General features: G+C 54.1%; 19 protein-coding genes. 13 read left to right on the forward strand and 6 right to left on the reverse strand.

All coding sequences use genetic code 11. From position 1 onward, the window contains the following. Window positions 1–28: 28 nt before the first annotated feature. The 6 genes from rng to csrD all read right to left on the reverse strand — a co-directional run bounded on the left by rng (window position 29) and on the right by csrD (window position 6,922). Entirely contained in the window at window positions 29–1,498 is a 1,470-nt protein-coding gene (gene rng / locus HV242_RS20975) for a ribonuclease G (protein ID WP_014885432.1), read from the reverse strand. Next, window positions 1,488–2,081 (reverse strand): Maf family protein, encoded by a 594-nt coding sequence (locus HV242_RS20980; protein WP_014171859.1) that lies wholly within the window; start codon window positions 2,079–2,081, stop codon window positions 1,488–1,490. The genes rng and HV242_RS20980 overlap by 11 nt, the downstream gene beginning before the upstream one ends. A 9-nt stretch (window positions 2,082–2,090) precedes the next feature. Then, the gene (mreD, locus tag HV242_RS20985; protein ID WP_014071997.1) at window positions 2,091–2,579 is read right to left on the reverse strand and encodes a rod shape-determining protein MreD; all 489 of its coding nucleotides are present in this window, start codon (window positions 2,577–2,579) and stop codon (window positions 2,091–2,093) included. Beyond that, on the reverse strand, window positions 2,579–3,595 hold the full coding sequence (gene mreC / locus HV242_RS20990; protein WP_014171860.1) for a rod shape-determining protein MreC: 1,017 nt from the start codon (window positions 3,593–3,595) through the stop codon (window positions 2,579–2,581). The genes mreD and mreC overlap by 1 nt, the downstream gene beginning before the upstream one ends. A 61-nt stretch (window positions 3,596–3,656) precedes the next feature. Further along, on the reverse strand, window positions 3,657–4,700 hold the full coding sequence (mreB, locus tag HV242_RS20995) for a rod shape-determining protein MreB (RefSeq protein ID WP_000913396.1): 1,044 nt from the start codon (window positions 4,698–4,700) through the stop codon (window positions 3,657–3,659). Window positions 4,701–4,981: 281 nt separating this feature from the next. Then, entirely contained in the window at window positions 4,982–6,922 is a 1,941-nt protein-coding gene (gene csrD, locus HV242_RS21000; protein ID WP_014171861.1) for an RNase E specificity factor CsrD, read from the reverse strand. A 182-nt stretch (window positions 6,923–7,104) separates the two neighbouring features. On the opposite strand from csrD, the gene acuI reads away from it, so the two are divergent. From acuI to HV242_RS21065, 13 genes are all read left to right on the forward strand, one after another. Next, the gene (gene acuI, locus HV242_RS21005) at window positions 7,105–8,079 is read left to right on the forward strand and encodes an acrylyl-CoA reductase (NADPH) (RefSeq protein WP_020883505.1); all 975 of its coding nucleotides are present in this window, start codon (window positions 7,105–7,107) and stop codon (window positions 8,077–8,079) included. Between the two features lie 77 nt (window positions 8,080–8,156). Beyond that, window positions 8,157–9,158, forward strand: a complete 1,002-nt coding sequence (msrP, locus tag HV242_RS21010) for a protein-methionine-sulfoxide reductase catalytic subunit MsrP (protein WP_020883504.1) — start codon at window positions 8,157–8,159, stop codon at window positions 9,156–9,158. Then, complete coding sequence (gene msrQ / locus HV242_RS21015) at window positions 9,159–9,758, forward strand: protein-methionine-sulfoxide reductase heme-binding subunit MsrQ (RefSeq protein ID WP_014171864.1); 600 nt, start codon at window positions 9,159–9,161, stop codon at window positions 9,756–9,758. It begins immediately after the preceding gene. A gap of 234 nt (window positions 9,759–9,992) precedes the next feature. After that, entirely contained in the window at window positions 9,993–10,445 is a 453-nt protein-coding gene (gene aroQ / locus HV242_RS21020) for a type II 3-dehydroquinate dehydratase (RefSeq protein WP_014171865.1), read from the forward strand. Between the two features lie 21 nt (window positions 10,446–10,466). Continuing rightward, on the forward strand, window positions 10,467–10,928 hold the full coding sequence (accB, locus tag HV242_RS21025) for an acetyl-CoA carboxylase biotin carboxyl carrier protein (protein ID WP_014171866.1): 462 nt from the start codon (window positions 10,467–10,469) through the stop codon (window positions 10,926–10,928). A 10-nt stretch (window positions 10,929–10,938) separates the two neighbouring features. Continuing rightward, window positions 10,939–12,288, forward strand: a complete 1,350-nt coding sequence (accC, locus tag HV242_RS21030; RefSeq protein ID WP_020883502.1) for an acetyl-CoA carboxylase biotin carboxylase subunit — start codon at window positions 10,939–10,941, stop codon at window positions 12,286–12,288. Window positions 12,289–12,398: 110 nt separating this feature from the next. Then, window positions 12,399–12,641 carry a YhdT family protein gene (locus HV242_RS21035; RefSeq protein WP_050737342.1) on the forward strand — a complete coding sequence of 81 codons (243 nt, stop codon included), beginning with the start codon at window positions 12,399–12,401 and terminating at the stop codon, window positions 12,639–12,641. Further along, window positions 12,631–14,082, forward strand: coding sequence for a sodium/pantothenate symporter (panF, locus tag HV242_RS21040; protein WP_050737343.1), 1,452 nt, complete (start codon window positions 12,631–12,633; stop codon window positions 14,080–14,082). Before HV242_RS21035 ends, panF begins: the two co-directional genes overlap by 11 nt. A gap of 11 nt (window positions 14,083–14,093) precedes the next feature. Beyond that, complete coding sequence (gene prmA / locus HV242_RS21045; protein WP_014171869.1) at window positions 14,094–14,975, forward strand: 50S ribosomal protein L11 methyltransferase; 882 nt, start codon at window positions 14,094–14,096, stop codon at window positions 14,973–14,975. 137 nt (window positions 14,976–15,112) lie between these two features. After that, entirely contained in the window at window positions 15,113–15,853 is a 741-nt protein-coding gene (locus tag HV242_RS21050; RefSeq protein ID WP_050737344.1) for a carbonic anhydrase, read from the forward strand. Window positions 15,854–16,183: 330 nt separating this feature from the next. Then, window positions 16,184–17,149, forward strand: a complete 966-nt coding sequence (gene dusB, locus HV242_RS21055; protein WP_014171871.1) for a tRNA dihydrouridine synthase DusB — start codon at window positions 16,184–16,186, stop codon at window positions 17,147–17,149. A gap of 23 nt (window positions 17,150–17,172) precedes the next feature. Further along, the gene (gene fis, locus HV242_RS21060) at window positions 17,173–17,469 is read left to right on the forward strand and encodes a DNA-binding transcriptional regulator Fis (RefSeq protein ID WP_000462905.1); all 297 of its coding nucleotides are present in this window, start codon (window positions 17,173–17,175) and stop codon (window positions 17,467–17,469) included. Window positions 17,470–17,649: 180 nt separating this feature from the next. Beyond that, window positions 17,650–17,814 (forward strand): DUF2556 family protein, encoded by a 165-nt coding sequence (locus HV242_RS21065; RefSeq protein WP_020883498.1) that lies wholly within the window; start codon window positions 17,650–17,652, stop codon window positions 17,812–17,814. The last annotated feature ends 134 nt before the right edge of the window (window positions 17,815–17,948 follow it).

Raw genomic sequence — 17,948 nt, forward strand, 5'->3', positions numbered from 1 at the left:
CAGCTTTGGTCACGCGGCGTACCGCGTCTTACATCATCACGACGTCAAACTGCTCCTGGTTATAGAGCGGTTCGATTTGAACTTTTACCTGTTTGCCGACAAAGATTTCCACTTCCGCCAGCGCGTGCGACTCTTCGCCTTTCAGCGCTTCAGCCACCGCAGGGGAAGCATAGACCAGAAAACGATCGGAGTCGTAGGCATGATGAACGCGAACGATTTCACGCATGATCTCGTAGCAGACGGTCTCAACCGTCTTTACTGTGCCACGTCCGTGGCAGGTTGGGCATTCATTGCACAGCACATGCTCCACGCTTTCGCGGGTACGCTTACGCGTCATTTCCACCAGCCCCAGCTGTGAGAAGCCGTTGATGCTGGTTTTCACGCGATCTTTACTCAGCGCCTGCTCCAGCGAGTGCAGCACACGACGGCGATGGTCTTCATTACTCATATCGATAAAGTCGATGATGATAATGCCACCCAGATTGCGCAGGCGAAGCTGGCGGGCGATGGCCTGCGTGGCTTCGATGTTGGTATTAAAGATGGTGTCATCCAGGTTGCGATGGCCGACAAACGCGCCGGTGTTGATATCCACCGTCGTCATCGCTTCGGTCTGATCGATGATCAGATAGCCGCCGGACTTCAGTTCAACCTTGCGTTCCAGCGCTCGCTGGATCTCATTTTCGACGTCATAGAGATCGAAGATAGGCTGACGCCCCGTGTAATGCTCCAGCAGGCCAGGCATTTCGGGAATGTATTCGGCGGTAAATTCCAGCAGTGCTTCATAGGTCAGGCGGGAATCCACGCGAATTCTGTCGAGCTGTGCATCAGCAAAATCACGCAGGACGCGCTGAGCCAGCGCCAGTTCGCCGTAAAGCTGGTATCGGGTCTGGTTGCGTTTTTTACGCTCCATGACTTTGGTCCAGACGCGCTTGAGATAAGCCGCATCAGACGCCAGATCGTCTTCACTGATCCCTTCTGCGGCGGTACGGATGATAAACCCGCCCTGTTCATCGCAGTAAGCGCTGACCACTTTTTTAAGACGCTCGCGCTCGCTTTCGCTCTCAATGCGCTGCGAAACGCCCACGTGGGACGCGCCAGGCATAAAGACCAGATAACGGGAAGGCAAGGTAATGTCGGTCGTCAGACGGGCGCCTTTCGTGCCCAGCGGATCTTTGACGACCTGCACCATCAGATCCTGGCCCTGACGCACCAGTTCGGAGATATCGCGCACGGCAAACTGCTTTTGCTCTTCGCCCGCGACGCACTCGGTATGCGGCATAATGTCGGAGGCATGTAAGAATGCCGCCTTATCCAGTCCAATATCTACAAAAGCCGCCTGCATACCCGGTAGTACACGACTGACACGACCTTTGTAGATATTGCCTACTATTCCGCGCCGCGCTTCACGCTCAATATGAATTTCCTGAAGAATGCCACCATCAATATAGGCCACACGGGTTTCCGATGGCGTTACGTTTACCAACAATTCAGCCGTCATAATTATCCCTTCCCTCACGCAGTGAGTTAAAATTGCTCAGCAACTCATACGTTTCCACCAGCGGTAAGCCGACTACGGCGTGATAGCTGCCATTAATCTTCCTGACAAAACAGCCACCCAGCCCCTGAATACCGTATGCACCTGCCTTATCCATCGGTTCACCGCTGGTGATATAAGCGGCGATCTCGTCGTCGGTAAGTACTCTGAATGTCACGTCCGTCACCACAAGGCAATCCAGCACGTGCTGGCTGTCCGCCAGCGCGACGGCGGTCATTACCTGATGTGTTTGTCCGGACATTTTGCGCAGCATGCGCGCCGCATGTTCAGCGTCGTGCGGTTTCTCAAGCACTTCACCGTTAAGAATAACGATGGTATCTGCCCCCAGCACCGGCAAGTCACGCGGCGTTTGCGCCACGCCTGCCTGCGCTTTCTCACGCGCCAGTCGAGAAACGTACTGCTGGGCACTTTCGCCTTCAGCGCGTTTCTCTTCGATGCCCGTAACAATGCGTTCAAAGGAGACGCCCAGCTGAGTGAGCAACTCCTGACGACGCGGAGAACCAGAAGCAAGATATAGAGACGTCATAGAAACCTTTTATTGCACAGCAAACTGCTGGCGAACCTTACGCATCAGCAGGAACAGCCACGGCCAGAGCACACCGTTTACTACACTACTCCAGAACACTTCCGGTCGGAAAGAGACGTTGATCACTAAAAACTCTGCCCAGAAAACAACGATATCCGCAGCAAGCGACAACAACATCACCACCAGCGCCTGTTGCCAGAGCGCGAGGTTACGAAAGAGCTGGAATTTAAGTGCGACGAGGTACGCAATAATACTCATGGACAAGGCGCGCACGCCAAGCGTAGAGCCACTAATGAGATCCAGTATGGCACCCATCACAAAACCTGTGCCGACATTTACGCGGTGCGGCAGGGCAAGGATCCAGTAGAGCAAAATGAGCAATACCCAGTTTGGCCGGAAAACGAGAATGTCGTCCGGCCAGGGCATGATTTGCAGTAACAGCGCAATGAGAAATGAGAGCCAGATAACCCAGCGTCCCTGGCTACGGTAACTTGCCACTACTGCCCTCCCGAGGAGAGTTTAGGCGGTGGCGGTGCATCCGGCAGCGGCTGCGTTAGCCCCGTAGCAGGGGCCGGTACTGGCGCAGGGGGTCCCATGGCATCCGGTGCCGGCAGAACCTGCGGCATCATTTGCATTAGGCGTTCATTCGCGACGCGATGAACATCTTCAGGCGTCATGGGGTTAGCACCATTGCGGTCGGCGCCCCACAGCAGCAGCAGGTAGCGAAGACGCTGTAAACCCGCGGTTGGACGCGCCTGAATCACGGTATAGGCACGCTGCGTATCAAGCTTCACCGAAGAGACAACCGCAACCGGATACCCTTCAGGGAAACGTCCACCCAGACCCGACGTCACCAGAACGTCGCCCACACGAATGTCCGTGTTAGCCGGCAGATGTTCCAGCTGGAGATCGTCGGTACACCCGTTACCGGCCGCGATGACGCGAATGTCATTACGCAGTACCTGAATCGGCAGCGCATGCGTGGCATCGCAGATCAGCAGAACGCGGCTGGTCAGTTTGGCCACAGCAACAACCTGGCCTACAACGCCTTTATCACTGATAACAGGCTGACCTTCATACACACCGTTCACGCTTCCTTTGTCGATCACAACCTGATCGCTGTAGGGATCGTTGACGGTGGAGATCACCTGCGTCACCATCTTCTGCTCATCCTGACGCAGCGGCGAGCCAAGCAGCTCACGCAGACGCGCGTTTTCCTGCTTATATTGTCCCAGCATCAGTAGCTCGCTGTTTTTCAACAGCAGTTCCTGACGTAATGCCCGGTTTTCGAGTTCGAGTTGGTCACGTGAAGACAACGTTTGAGAAACGGAGTCGAGCAACTCACGGGGACCATTTGAAATAAAGTAGAAAGGACTGACGGCGGTATCCATGTACGTTCTGATCTGACTGAACGTACCGAGGCGGCTATCGGCAATAATGACCCCAAGCGCAACCAGGACCGCCAGAATGAGGCGAAACTGTAGCGATGGGCCACGGCTAAAAATTGGCTTCATAGGCTATGCGTATTCTCGTGTCAGAGAGAAAGGGTAGCGATACGCTACCCTTTCACAATGACTACTCTTCGCTGAACAAGTCGCCGCCGTGCATGTCGATCATTTCCAGCGCCTTGCCACCACCACGGGCGACGCAAGTCAGTGGATCTTCTGCAACTACGACAGGAATACCTGTCTCTTCCATTAACAGGCGGTCGAGGTTACGCAGCAGCGCACCACCACCGGTCAGAACCATACCGCGCTCGGAGATGTCAGACGCCAGTTCTGGTGGGCACTGTTCCAGGGCAACCATCACTGCGCTCACGATACCGGTCAGAGGTTCCTGCAGCGCTTCCAGAATTTCGTTGGAGTTCAGGGTAAAGCCGCGTGGAACACCTTCAGCCAGGTTACGGCCGCGAACTTCGATTTCACGCACTTCATCGCCCGGGTAAGCGGAACCGATTTCATGCTTGATACGCTCAGCGGTCGCTTCGCCGATCAGGGAACCGTAGTTACGACGCACATAATTAATGATGGCTTCGTCGAAACGATCGCCACCGATACGCACGGAAGAGGAGTACACCACGCCGTTCAGGGAGATAACGGCCACTTCAGTGGTACCACCACCGATATCCACCACCATAGAACCGGTCGCTTCAGAAACAGGCAGACCCGCACCGATTGCCGCCGCCATTGGCTCTTCAATCAGGAACACTTCACGCGCGCCTGCACCCTGGGCTGATTCACGGATTGCGCGACGTTCAACCTGGGTGGCGCCAACCGGCACACACACCAGAACACGCGGGCTTGGGCGCATGAAGCTGTTGCTGTGAACCTGCTTGATGAAGTGCTGAAGCATTTTTTCAGTCACGAAGAAGTCAGCGATAACACCGTCTTTCATTGGGCGGATTGCGGCGATGTTGCCAGGGGTACGTCCCAGCATCTGCTTCGCGTCATGACCCACAGCGGCTACGCTTTTCGGCGAGCCGGCACGATCCTGACGAATGGCCACAACGGAAGGCTCATTCAATACGATGCCTTGTCCTTTAACGTAAATAAGGGTATTCGCGGTACCCAGGTCAATGGACAGGTCATTGGAAAACATGCCACGAAATTTTTTCAACATACTAAGGGATAATCCTGAAAGCTGGGGCGGAAAACAAAATCCGCTTACTTTACCAACCACACGCAGCAGCGACAAGGCGCAAAAATCATCTGCAGCGGTGAAAATTTGTGCAGTACGTATCCTGATGTTACAAATCTTTCCCTGATTCCCTCAGGGCTGAGTACACAGTAGCGTCCCTCACTGACATTTGTAACCCGCTAAAGGTCGTTCACTGGCTTTTTGCTCGTCATACTCAAAGCTACAGGCGCGATATTCTACGTGAAAACGGATTAAACGGCAGGTCAAACAGAGTATCTTTGCAAATATTTTTTCACATTGGTGTCAAGCGGCTGAGAGGAGGCAAAAAAATCCCCCTGACCGCCCGTCACACCGCGCTCTGTCAACATCTGCCATTCGCTTCTGGAGCGCACGCCCGTGGCAAAGACTTGTGTTCGCGTTCCCTTGCACGCTTCTACCAGACTCTGTACCAGCAGCTGGTTTTCCGTGCGCTTTTCAATGTTCCTTACCAGCCCCGGATGCAGCTTTAATAACTCCACATCCAGTTCCTTAATCCAGTTAGTACTGACCAGCGTTAAACCCGCCTGCGTGACCGCGACACGGGCACCTAGCGCATTAATCAACCGTACTACCGGACGTAACCGGCTGATGTGTTGACCCACATCCGCCTCAGCAAGTTCAAAAATAATGTGTTTGCGTTGCGATTTTTCGCATTGCATTAATGTATCACGCAACCAGCGCTGAAAACGCGGGCGAATTAACGACTCCACGGTAACCTGTAGCGCCAGGTTTTCTTCGGGCCAAAAGGATAAAAACGGCATGAGTCGGGTGATCTGCTGGCGGTCATACTCTTCAGAAAGCCCAAACTGCAGCACCATCGGCAAATATTCCGCGGAGATGACCTCTTCCGTACCGTCAAAAATACGGCACATCAGCTCACGGTGATGAACGTTCCCGTTTTTCATCACCGCCGGTTTTTGATAAATGCGCGGCCCGCCGCGGCTGAGCATTTGCTCTATTAACGTTCTCCAGCGCACATTGCCGCGCCCTTTTTCCGGTAACGAATCGTCGTATACTGCCCAGCCGTTAGCGCCCTGCAACACGGCGTTGCGGGTTGCCGCTTCAGCATGTTCCATCACCTGTTCCGTCGACTGGCCGCCGCGCCAGGCACAGATGCCCATATGAACCATATCATCCCTGTCGAGCATTTTGCTCTGCGGCAGCGCATCCACCGCTTTCAGCAGCTGGCTGGCGATGCTTTCTGACTCTTTCAGCGTACGGTGAGGCAGCAGCACGGCAAAGTCGCTGCGGTGATAACGGGCCAGTAGCGCACCCGGATAACGCATAATAAAGGTGGAGAGCAGGTTGATCAGCGTAAAGAGATTCTCTTCCGCCACGCGCTGTCCCCAGGTGTCGCGCAGCAGATCGAAATCGGGCAGGCGAATCATCATGACAACACCGTGCGTCCCGACTTTTTCCGGATCGTCCAGCAACGTGGCCAGTTGATTATCAAAGAAAAGACGGTTGTTCAGCCCGGTTTTATTATCCTGCGCAGCGTAAGAGCGGATCAGCGTGTCCATACGGCTGCGCTGGTCGCTGGCGAACTGAATTTCTGAGAGCAGCGTATCCAGCGCACTGCTGGCACGCGCAGGCCATTCATGGATCGAGCCACGCACCTGCGGGCCGCGTTCACCATTCAGTATACGCACGGAACGCATCTCCAGCAGTTCCTGACCAGAGAGCTGACGGCGCAGCCAGCGAACCGCGAGAAAAATCAGCAGGACAATAAACGCGACGGCGACGGTGAGCGGCGCGGTGGTCATCATCGAGCGGAAGTAGCTGGCCATCGGATCGAGGTAGACCATGTTTATGGTCATGCCCGGGTTTTTAAGGGAATGCACCGTCACTTCCCGGTACTGGCTTACCACGCCCGCAGGCCGATAGCTGTCCTGCCGGGCATGGCTTAAAACATTATGCTTTCCCTGCAGAATGTCGATTTGGACAATATCGACAGGCACCATCAACTCATCCAGCTCGCGGGACAGCGCCGGCAGCGGGGTGGTGAGGAGACGATTATCAATCACCGACGCGACAGACTGCACCCGATTAACCAGCTTGTCCTGAATGGCGTTATAAAAGCTCAGAGAACAGCCAAGGAGCGTGACAAAAATGGTTAGCCCCGTCAGTAAGGTGATAAAAGCCGAGAACTTCGTCGTTAATCGCATCCTTGAGATAACTCCGTGGGTTGAGGGGGTAGCGAGTAAGCGCTAACTTGCATTTCAAATGCGGCATACTATCAAACCTGGCGTATCTGGCAATTTATTGCGTTAAATCGGCATTGCTTTTCCCTGAGGGAGTATAGTCTTCAGGAGCTATTTTCCAATCATCTGAGTCGTGAGGACCCTGTATGCAGGCTTTGATCTTAGAACAGCAGGACGGCAAAACGCTTGCCTCGGTGCAGGCCGTTGAAGAGAGCCGACTGCCGGCAGGCGAAGTAACCGTCGACATCGACTGGTCCAGTTTAAATTATAAAGATGCGCTGGCTATTACCGGGAAGGGTAAAATCATCCGAAATTTCCCTATGGTGCCAGGTATCGATTTTGCGGGCCGGGTTCATGCGAGCGAAGATCCGCGCTTCCATGCCGGCCAGCAGGTGCTGCTCACGGGCTGGGGCGTGGGTGAAAATCACTGGGGTGGGCTGGCGACACAGGCGCGCGTGAAAGGCGACTGGCTGGTGCCGATGCCACAAGGCCTGGATGGTCGTAAAGCGATGATCATCGGTACCGCAGGCTTTACCGCCATGCTGTGCGTGATGGCGCTGGAAGATGCCGGTATTCGCCCTGAATCGGGTGAGATTGTCGTGACCGGTGCCAGCGGTGGTGTGGGCAGCACGGCGGTGACATTACTGCACAAACTGGGTTACCAGGTTGCGGCAGTTTCCGGGCGCGAGAGCACCCACGCGTACCTGCGTCAGCTCGGCGCTAATCGCATCCTGAGCCGCGACGAGTTTGCCGAAACCCGTCCACTGGAAAAACAGCTCTGGGCAGGTGCGGTAGATACCGTCGGTGACAAAGTGCTGGCAAAAGTGCTGGCGCAGATGAACTACGGCGGCTGCGTGGCAGCCTGTGGTCTGGCGGGCGGTTTTGCCCTGCCCACCACCGTGATGCCCTTTATTCTGCGTAACGTTCGCCTGCAGGGTGTTGATTCCGTAATGACCCCGGCGGCGCGCCGCATTGCAGCCTGGGAACGTCTGCAGCGCGATTTGCCGGACACGTTCTTTACTCAGAGCGCAACCGAAATCACGCTTAGCCAGGCGCCTGAATATGCCAGCAAGATCATGGACAACCAGTTCCACGGCCGCGCGCTGGTGAAAATTGCCTAATCTTCAAATTTTCGTGACATATTCGCGCTAATCCCTCTCCTCCGTCATGCTTAGAAAAACGCATGACGGAGGATGCCATGAAAACCCGAAAACTGACGGAAGCCGACGTAACGTCGGAATCTGTCTTTATGTTACAGCGCCGCCAGATCCTGAAAATGCTTGGCATCAGCGCCACCGCACTGACGCTTTCCCCTGCGGCTCATGCCGACCTGCTCGACTGGTTTAAAGGTAACGATCGCCCGAAAGCCCCTTCTGGCGCCCCACTCACCTTTACGAAGCCCGCGCAGTGGCAAAACACACTGACGCTCACGCCGGAAGACAAAGTGACCGGCTATAACAATTTCTACGAATTTGGTCTCGATAAGGCCGATCCTGCGGCCAACGCGGGGAGTATGAAAACCGATCCGTGGACGCTGAAAATCGACGGTGAAGTGGCAAAACCGCTGACGCTGGACCATCACGATCTCACCACCCGTTTTCCACTGGAAGAGCGTATCTACCGCATGCGCTGCGTGGAAGCCTGGTCGATGGTCGTGCCCTGGGTAGGCTTCCCGCTGCATAAACTGCTGGCGATGGTTGAACCCACCAGCAACGCAAAATATGTCTCTTTCCAGACGCGCTACGCCCCGGACGAGATGCCGGGCCAGAAAGATCGGTTTATCGGCGGTGGGCTTGCGTATCCGTATGTCGAAGGGTTACGGCTCGACGAAGCGATGCATCCTCTTACGCTGCTGACCGTCGGTGTTTACGGCAAAGCACTCCCGCCGCAGAACGGCGCGCCTGTTCGCTTAACGGTGCCGTGGAAGTACGGTTTTAAAGGGATTAAATCTATCGTCAGCATTAAGCTCACCCGCGAACGTCCTCCCACGACCTGGAACCTGGCGGCGCCCGACGAATATGGCTTTTTTGCCAATGTGAACCCGCACGTCGATCATCCCCGCTGGTCGCAGGCCACCGAGCGATTTATCGGTTCCGGCGGCGCGCTGGATGTGAAGCGTCAGCCAACGCTGTTGTTTAACGGCTACGCTGATGAAGTGGCGTCGCTTTACCGTGGCCTTAATTTACGGGAGAACTTCTGAGTGCGTTTAACGGCAAAACAGATAACCTGGCTGAAAGTGCTGTTGCACTTAGCCGGGTTGCTTCCTTTTATCTGGTTATTCTGGGCCGCCAGCCAGGGGCTTTTTAGCGCTGATCCGGCAAAGGATATCCAGCACTTTACCGGTCGGATGGCTCTGAAATTTTTACTGGCGACCTTGCTGGTGTCACCGTTAGCGCGCTACGCTAAACAGCCATTATTGATACGCACCCGCCGGCTTTTGGGACTATGGTGTTTTGCCTGGGCGACGCTCCATTTGACCAGCTACGCCTTGCTGGAATTGGGCATTAACAACCTGGCACTGCTTGGCCGCGAACTGGTCACCCGTCCGTACCTGACGTTAGGTATCGTGAGCTGGCTGGTGTTACTGGCATTAGCACTGACATCAACGCAATATGCACAACGTACATTGGGCAGGCGCTGGCAACTGCTGCACAACTTCGTCTATCTTGTCGCGATCCTCGCACCCATCCATTATCTGTGGTCGGTGAAGATCCTCTCCCCGCAGCCCATACTCTACGCGCTGCTGGCTGTGGCGCTTTTAGCATGGCGTTACAAGAAGTTCCGTCAGTGGTTGCGATAATTCGCGAAACTGTGCATTTTCCCGCAGAATCCCTGTCAACCGCGAATCTTTTTCGGATAGCGGTTGATAATCTTCCCTGATAAGACCAGTATTTAGCTGCCAAATGCTACGAAATCGTTATAATGTGCGACTTTGGTTTACCCGACAGCGGTTTTAGGCCTCTGAAAAGGTGACAATCGTGCTTCGAAGGTATATTTTGTTTTTTACCGGAGAATCGCAGGAGATAGCGGCACAATGGCTGATAAGTTCCATATCTTAGTTTTAAACGGACCGAACCTGAACATGCTCGGCACCCGCGAGCCCGAGAAGTACGGCTCGCTAACATTGAGTGAAATTGTTAACCGTCTGAGCACGGAAGCAACGTCGCTGAATGTGGATTTGGATCATTTTCAGTCGAACGCGGAGTACGCAATCATCGACCGTATTCATCAGGCTAAAGACACTGTGGACTATATCCTGATCAATCCGGCCGCGTTTACGCACACCAGTGTTGCTATTCGCGACGCACTGCTCGCAGTGAGTATCCCGTTTATCGAGATCCACCTGAGCAACGTGCACGCCCGAGAGCCGTTCCGCCACCATTCCTATCTATCAGATATCGCCGCTGGCGTTATTTGCGGACTGGGCGCTGACGGCTATTCATACGCTTTACAGACAGCGGTAAAACGCTTGTCACAATCACACTAAACAAGAGTACGGAACCCACTCATGGATATTCGTAAGATTAAAAAACTGATCGAGCTGGTTGAAGAATCAGGCATCTCCGAACTGGAAATTTCTGAAGGCGAAGAGTCTGTACGCATCAGCCGTGCAGCCCCAGCCGCTAGCTTCCCGGTAATGCAGCAGGCTTATGCTGCGCCAGTGCAGCAGCCTGCGCTTTCCGCAGCCGTTGCACCAGCAGCTGAAGCCGCACCTGCCGCTGCAGCAGAAATCAGTGGTCACATCGTACGTTCCCCAATGGTTGGTACTTTCTACCGCACCCCGAGCCCGGATGCGAAAGCGTTCATCGAAGTGGGTCAGAAAGTCAACGCAGGCGATACCCTGTGCATCGTTGAAGCGATGAAAATGATGAACCAGATCGAAGCAGACAAATCAGGCACTGTGAAAGCGATTCTGGTCGAAAGTGGTCAGCCGGTTGAATTTGACGAGCCGCTGGTCGTCATCGAGTAACGAGGCGAACATGCTGGATAAAATTGTTATCGCCAACCGCGGCGAGATTGCACTGCGTATTCTTCGTGCCTGTAAAGAACTGGGCATCAAGACCGTCGCTGTGCACTCAAGCGCGGATCGCGATTTAAAACACGTATTGCTGGCGGATGAGACGGTCTGTATTGGCCCGGCTCCGTCCGTAAAAAGCTATCTGAACATCCCGGCTATCATCAGCGCCGCTGAAATCACCGGCGCGGTGGCAATTCATCCGGGTTATGGCTTCCTCTCTGAGAACGCCAACTTTGCTGAGCAGGTTGAGCGCTCTGGCTTTATCTTCATCGGCCCGAAAGCTGACACTATCCGCCTGATGGGCGACAAAGTGTCCGCAATCACCGCGATGAAAAAAGCCGGTGTTCCAACCGTACCGGGCTCTGACGGTCCTCTGACCGACGACATGGATGCTAACCGTGCTCATGCGAAACGCATTGGCTATCCGGTTATCATCAAGGCGTCCGGCGGCGGCGGCGGTCGCGGTATGCGCGTTGTGCGTAGCGATGCTGAACTGGCTCAGTCCATCTCCATGACCAAAGCGGAAGCGAAAGCAGCTTTCAGCAATGACATGGTGTACATGGAAAAATACCTGGAAAACCCACGCCACATCGAAATTCAGGTGCTGGCTGACGGTCAGGGTAACGCTATCTATCTGGCAGAACGTGACTGCTCCATGCAGCGTCGTCACCAGAAAGTGGTTGAAGAAGCGCCAGCACCGGGCATTACGCCGGAACTGCGTCGCTACATCGGCGAGCGTTGTGCTAAAGCCTGTGTCGATATCGGCTATCGCGGTGCGGGTACTTTCGAGTTCCTGTTCGAAAACGGCGAGTTCTACTTCATTGAGATGAACACCCGTATTCAGGTAGAACACCCGGTTACCGAAATGATTACCGGCGTTGACCTGATCAAAGAACAGCTGCGTATCGCTGCGGGTCAGCCTCTGTCCATCAAACAGGAAGAAGTTGTGGTCAAAGGCCATGCGGTGGAATGCCGTATCAACGCCGAAGACCCGAATACCTTCCTGCCAAGCCCGGGTAAAATCACGCGTTTCCACGCGCCGGGTGGCTTTGGTGTGCGTTGGGAGTCTCATATCTACGCGGGTTACACCGTACCGCCGTACTATGACTCCATGATCGGTAAGCTTATCTGCTACGGCGAAAACCGTGACGTAGCAATTGCCCGCATGAAGAACGCCCTGCAGGAGCTGATCATCGACGGTATCAAAACCAACGTTGAACTGCAGATGCGTATCATGAGCGACGAGCACTTCCAGAATGGTGGGACTAACATCCACTATCTGGAGAAAAAACTCGGTCTGCAAGAGAAGTAACCGCGCAGTCACGCCAAAAAGGCCGGATAATCCGGCCTTTTTTTATTTCTGGGGATCGGAAAGCCCCATCATGTACAATCCCCGCTTTATTCATCCACAAGGGACAAAAAATGGACAAGCGTTTTGTTCAGGCCCATAAAGAAGCGCGATGGGCGCTGTGGCTGACCCTTCTCTATCTTGCCGCATGGTTGGTGACCGCTTACTTACCTGACTCGACTATCGGCATTACCGGCCTGCCTCACTGGTTCGAAATGGCCTGCCTGCTGGTGCCGCTGGTCTTTATCCTGCTGTGCTGGGCAATGGTGAAATTTATTTACCGGGATATTCCGCTGGAGGATGATGATGCAGCTTGAAGTCATTCTGCCGCTGGTCGCGTACCTGGTGGTCGTGTTTGGTTTGTCCGTTTATGCAATGCGTAAGAGAACGACCGGCACCTTCCTGAATGAGTATTTCCTCGGCAGTCGCTCGATGGGCGGTGTCGTGCTGGCCATGACGCTTACCGCCACCTATATCAGCGCCAGCTCGTTTATCGGTGGCCCCGGTGCAGCCTATAAATACGGGTTAGGTTGGGTGCTGCTGGCAATGATTCAGCTGCCTGCCGTCTGGCTCTCGCTGGGTATACTGGGTAAAAAGTTTGCCATTCTGGCACGCCGTTATAACGCCGTGACGCTCAACGATATGCTGTTTGCGCGCTACCAGAGCCGTCTGCTGGTGTGGCTGGCAAGCTTGAGCCTGCTGGTCGCGTTTATTGGTGCAATGACGGTGCAGTTCATCGGCGGGGCACGTCTGCTGGAAACCGCTGCAGGGATCCCCTATGAGACGGGCCTTACCATCTTTGGGGTGAGCATTGCGCTGTATACAGCGTTTGGCGGATTTCGCGCCAGCGTGCTGAACGATACGCTGCAGGGGATGGTGATGCTCGTTGGCACAATCGTTCTGCTGGTGGGAATTGTTCACGCCGCAGGTGGTCTGAGCCATGCCGTTGAAACTCTGGAAGCGATTGACCCGAAACTGATTTCCCCACAGGGTGCGGATGATATCCTTTCGCCAACATTTATGACGTCGTTCTGGGTGCTGGTGTGCTTTGGTGTTATTGGCCTGCCGCATACCGCCGTGCGTTGTATCTCGTATAAAGACAGCAAAGCCGTTCACCGGGGTATTATTATCGGGACGATCGTTGTTGCAATCCTGATGTTCGGCATGCATCTGGCGGGTGCGTTAGGACGTGCGGTGATCCCCGACCTTACGGTTCCCGATTTGGTGATCCCAACCCTGATGGTCAAAGTGCTTCCGCCTTTTGCCGCGGGGATATTCCTCGCCGCGCCAATGGCCGCCATAATGTCGACCATTAACGCCCAGCTACTGCAGAGTTCCGCTACGATCATTAAAGATCTCTACCTGAACCTGCGTCCTGAGCAGGTGCAAAATGAACGACGCCTGAAGCGTATGTCGGCGGTGATTACGCTCGTTTTAGGCGCGCTGCTGCTGTTAGCCGCATGGCGTCCGCCGGAGATGATCATCTGGCTGAACCTGCTGGCGTTTGGCGGCCTCGAAGCCGTCTTCCTGTGGCCGCTGGTATTGGGCCTCTACTGGGAGCGCGCCAACGCTGCCGGCGCCCTGAGCGGCATGATTGTCGGCGGTGTGCTGTATGCCGTGCTAGCTACATTTAAAATTCAGTACCTGGGCTTCCATCCTATTGTGCCTTCGTTACTGTTAAGTTTACTGGCGTTTGTGGTCGGGAACCGTTTCGGTCAGCCTGTCCCACAGCCCGCTACGATTTCTACTGATAAATAAAGAGTTTTGCCATGCCGTGGATCCAACTAAAACTGAATACAACCGGCGCTAACGCCGAAGAGCTAAGCGATGCGCTGATGGAAGCCGGTTCGGTCTCCATCACCTTCCAGGACACGCATGACACGCCGGTGTTTGAGCCACTGCCGGGCGAAACCCGCCTGTGGGGTGATACCGACGTTATTGGCCTGTTTGATGCAGAAACTGACATGAAAGAGGTTGTCGCGATCCTGGAAAATCATCCGCTGCTGGGTGCGGGTTTTGCACACAAAATCGAACAGCTGGAAGACAAAGACTGGGAACGCGAGTGGATGGATAACTTCCACCCGATGCAGTTCGGTAAACGTCTGTGGATCTGCCCGAGCTGGCGTGACGTTCCGGATGAAAACGCGGTAAACGTGATGCTGGATCCGGGCCTGGCATTTGGGACCGGTACTCACCCGACGACTTCTCTGTGCCTGCAGTGGCTGGACAGTCTGGATCTGGACGGCAAGACGGTGATCGACTTCGGATGCGGATCCGGGATCCTCGCTATCGCGGCGCTGAAACTGGGCGCGGCCAAAGCCATTGGGATCGATATCGATCCACAGGCTATTCAGGCCAGCCGTGATAACGCTGAACGCAACGGCGTTTCTGACCGCCTTGAACTGTATCTGCCGGATGCGCAGCCAGAAGCCATGAAAGCCGATGTGGTGGTGGCTAACATTCTGGCCGGCCCATTACGCGAACTGGCCCCGTTAATCAGCGTACTGCCCGTTGACGGCGGTCTGCTGGGGCTTTCCGGGATCCTGGCAAGCCAGGCTGACAGCGTTTGCGAAGCCTATGCCGATCTTTTCGCCCTCGACCCGGTGGTCGAAAAAGAAGAGTGGTGTCGTATTACGGGCCGTAAAAAGTAAGCCATTGGCGTGGTCATCTGACCACGCCTCTCTTCCTCCGATAATCCTCTCCTCCCGTGCCCTTCTCCGGTAAAATACCCACACAAATCATATTGATAAAAATGGTTTGAACCACAATAATTCACCGGAAGAATACTATGACCCACTTTACTGGCAAGGCAGCGCTCTTTGCGCTGAGCATTATCTCGGCTTCAGCCTGCGCATCACACTGGAGCTACGAAGGCGAAGGCGCACCGGAACACTGGGGCGAACTGGACGAGGCTTACAAAACCTGTCAAAGCGGGATGAATCAGTCCCCCATCAACATTGAATCCACCGCGAACGCGCACCTCTCCCCGCTGCAAACGCATTACATTGATGGCCCCGTGACGCTGACGAACAACGGCCACACCATTCAGGCAAGTGAAAAGCCGGAAACCCGCGATACCCTTACCCTCGATAAGCAAACCTGGACCCTGCAACAGTTCCATTTCCACGCGCCGAGCGAAAACACCGTGCATGGCAAGAAATTTGCGATGGAAATGCATCTGGTGCACAAAAACGCGGCCGGTGAGCTGGCGGTGGTGGCGGTAATGTTCGATAAAGGGGCCGCGAACCCGGAGCTGAATAAGCTGTGGAGCGTCATGCCTGAGCAGGCCGAACAGAACGTCTCGATTAAGCAGGAGCTCAATCTGAACAAGCTGATTCCAAAAGATAAAACGTACTGGCGCTTTAGCGGCTCGCTGACCACGCCGCCGTGCTCAGAGGGGGTAACCTGGATTGTACTGAAGCACCCGCTGACCGTCTCTGCAGAGCAGCTTGAAAAATTCTCCCACACGATGCACCACGAAAATAACCGCCCTGTACAACCCCTTCATGGTCGCGTAGTCGTCGAATAATGCGCATTTTTCGCATGCAGATCATGTTCTAAAATGCGACTCAGATCGCAAACAAGCGGGATAATCTGCTGCTAAAAACAGCAGATTATCCCGCTCAAGTGATGCATTTATTCAGAAATGATGAGAAGTTACGGGAAATTGTAAGCGGCTATAAAATAATCATTCCATCATAACTTTATGATTTAACAGGTTTATAATTTTCACCTGAAGGACAGAGCGGCGATTCCTTGATCTACAACAGTGGATTGTTCAAAGTTTGGCCTTTCATCTCGTGCAAAAAATGCGTAATATACGCCGCCTTGCAGTCACAGTATGGTCATTTCTTAACTCATGCGCATCGGACACTACCAGCTCAGAAATCGCCTGATCGCAGCCCCAATGGCAGGTATTACCGACCGGCCGTTCAGGACGCTGTGCTATGAGATGGGGGCAGGTTTAACCGTTTCCGAGATGATGTCGTCTAACCCACAAGTGTGGGAAAGCGATAAGTCCCGCCTTCGGATGGTGCACGTTGATGAACCAGGTATTCGCACCGTGCAAATTGCCGGAAGCGTGCCTGAAGAGATGGCAGATGCCGCGCGGATTAACGTGGAAAGTGGCGCCCAGATTATTGATATCAATATGGGTTGCCCGGCCAAGAAAGTGAATCGCAAGCTTGCAGGTTCAGCCCTTCTGCAATACCCCGACCAGGTGAAGTCTATCCTGACCGCGGTTGTCAGCGCAGTGGACGTTCCTGTTACGTTGAAGATTCGCACGGGTTGGTCGCCGGAACACCGTAACTGTGTAGAGATTGCCCAACTGGCCGAAGACTGTGGCATTCAGGCCCTGACCATCCATGGACGCACTCGCGCCTGTTTGTTCAATGGTGAAGCTGAATACGACAGCATTCGGGCAGTTAAGCAGAAAGTTTCCATTCCGGTTATCGCGAATGGTGACATTACTGACCCGCTTAAAGCCAGAGCTGTGCTCGACTATACGGGAGCTGATGCTCTGATGATAGGACGTGCCGCTCAGGGAAGACCCTGGATCTTTCGGGAAATCCAGCATTATCTGGACACTGGGGAGTTGCTTGCCCCACTGCCACTGGCAGAGGTAAAGCGCTTGCTTTGTTCGCATGTTCGGGAATTGCATGACTTTTATGGTCAGGCAAAAGGGTACCGAATTGCGCGTAAACACGTATCCTGGTATCTCCAGGAGCACGCTCCAAATGACCAGTTTCGGCGCACATTCAACGCCATAGAGGATGCCAGCGTACAGCTGGAGGCGTTGGAGGCATACTTCGAAAATCTTGCGTAATGAAATAAAGAGCTGACAGAACTATGTTCGAACAACGCGTAAATTCTGACGTACTGACCGTTTCTACCGTTAACTCCCAGGATCAGGTAACTCAAAAGCCCCTGCGTGACTCGGTTAAACAGGCACTGAAGAACTATTTTGCTCAACTGAACGGTCAGGATGTTAATGACCTGTATGAGCTGGTACTGGCTGAAGTTGAACAGCCACTGTTGGACATGGTGATGCAATACACCCGCGGTAACCAAACCCGCGCTGCCCTGATGATGGGTATCAACCGTGGTACACTGCGTAAGAAACTGAAAAAATACGGCATGAACTAATTTCGGTTAGCGAAATGCTTGTTTAAAAAGGCGCTACCTGGCATGGGGATGCGCCTTTTTTATTGCCCGCGCCTGTCACCGTCAAGGCTGTGTAAACCTTCGTTTATCCCCCTTTTAAACCGCGACTTTTCGTGTATATTTCCACCACCTCACTGAACCTCTTCGCCCGGAGCGATACGCATGATTCGTAAATACTGGTGGCTGGTTGTATTTGCTGTCTCGGTTTTCCTCTTCGACGCGCTCCTGATGCAGTGGATTGAACTGATGAGCACTGAAGCCGATAAGTGTCGCAATATGAATTCCGTAAATCCACTAAAATTAGTGAACTGCTCAGAACTCGACTAACCGCCTGACGCCGCTAAACTCACTGTTATGACCCACTAAAAACGGGGATTTAAATCCCTTTGAGCCATTACCTTACGATGATAATGTCTCGCCCTTCTCAACCGCGCCTGCGTAACCTCACACTCGAGTAGAAC

It is taken from the genome of Enterobacter sp. RHBSTW-00593 (assembly GCF_013784105.1).
Lineage (GTDB): Bacteria > Pseudomonadota > Gammaproteobacteria > Enterobacterales > Enterobacteriaceae > Enterobacter > Enterobacter ludwigii.

Coding starts and splice junctions, on each gene's coding strand:
- rng (WP_014885432.1), bottom strand. CDS start 1,498: ATGACGGCTGAATTGTTGGTAAACGTAACGCCATCGGAAACCCGTGTG.
- HV242_RS20980 (WP_014171859.1), bottom strand. CDS start 2,081: ATGACGTCTCTATATCTTGCTTCTGGTTCTCCGCGTCGTCAGGAGTTG.
- mreC (WP_014171860.1), bottom strand. CDS start 3,595: ATGAAGCCAATTTTTAGCCGTGGCCCATCGCTACAGTTTCGCCTCATT.
- mreB (WP_000913396.1), bottom strand. CDS start 4,700: ATGTTGAAAAAATTTCGTGGCATGTTTTCCAATGACCTGTCCATTGAC.
- csrD (WP_014171861.1), bottom strand. CDS start 6,922: ATGCGATTAACGACGAAGTTCTCGGCTTTTATCACCTTACTGACGGGG.
- acuI (WP_020883505.1), top strand. CDS start 7,105: ATGCAGGCTTTGATCTTAGAACAGCAGGACGGCAAAACGCTTGCCTCG.
- msrP (WP_020883504.1), top strand. CDS start 8,157: ATGAAAACCCGAAAACTGACGGAAGCCGACGTAACGTCGGAATCTGTC.
- aroQ (WP_014171865.1), top strand. CDS start 9,993: ATGGCTGATAAGTTCCATATCTTAGTTTTAAACGGACCGAACCTGAAC.
- accB (WP_014171866.1), top strand. CDS start 10,467: ATGGATATTCGTAAGATTAAAAAACTGATCGAGCTGGTTGAAGAATCA.
- accC (WP_020883502.1), top strand. CDS start 10,939: ATGCTGGATAAAATTGTTATCGCCAACCGCGGCGAGATTGCACTGCGT.
- HV242_RS21035 (WP_050737342.1), top strand. CDS start 12,399: ATGGACAAGCGTTTTGTTCAGGCCCATAAAGAAGCGCGATGGGCGCTG.
- panF (WP_050737343.1), top strand. CDS start 12,631: ATGCAGCTTGAAGTCATTCTGCCGCTGGTCGCGTACCTGGTGGTCGTG.
- prmA (WP_014171869.1), top strand. CDS start 14,094: ATGCCGTGGATCCAACTAAAACTGAATACAACCGGCGCTAACGCCGAA.
- HV242_RS21050 (WP_050737344.1), top strand. CDS start 15,113: ATGACCCACTTTACTGGCAAGGCAGCGCTCTTTGCGCTGAGCATTATC.
- dusB (WP_014171871.1), top strand. CDS start 16,184: ATGCGCATCGGACACTACCAGCTCAGAAATCGCCTGATCGCAGCCCCA.
- fis (WP_000462905.1), top strand. CDS start 17,173: ATGTTCGAACAACGCGTAAATTCTGACGTACTGACCGTTTCTACCGTT.
- HV242_RS21065 (WP_020883498.1), top strand. CDS start 17,650: ATGATTCGTAAATACTGGTGGCTGGTTGTATTTGCTGTCTCGGTTTTC.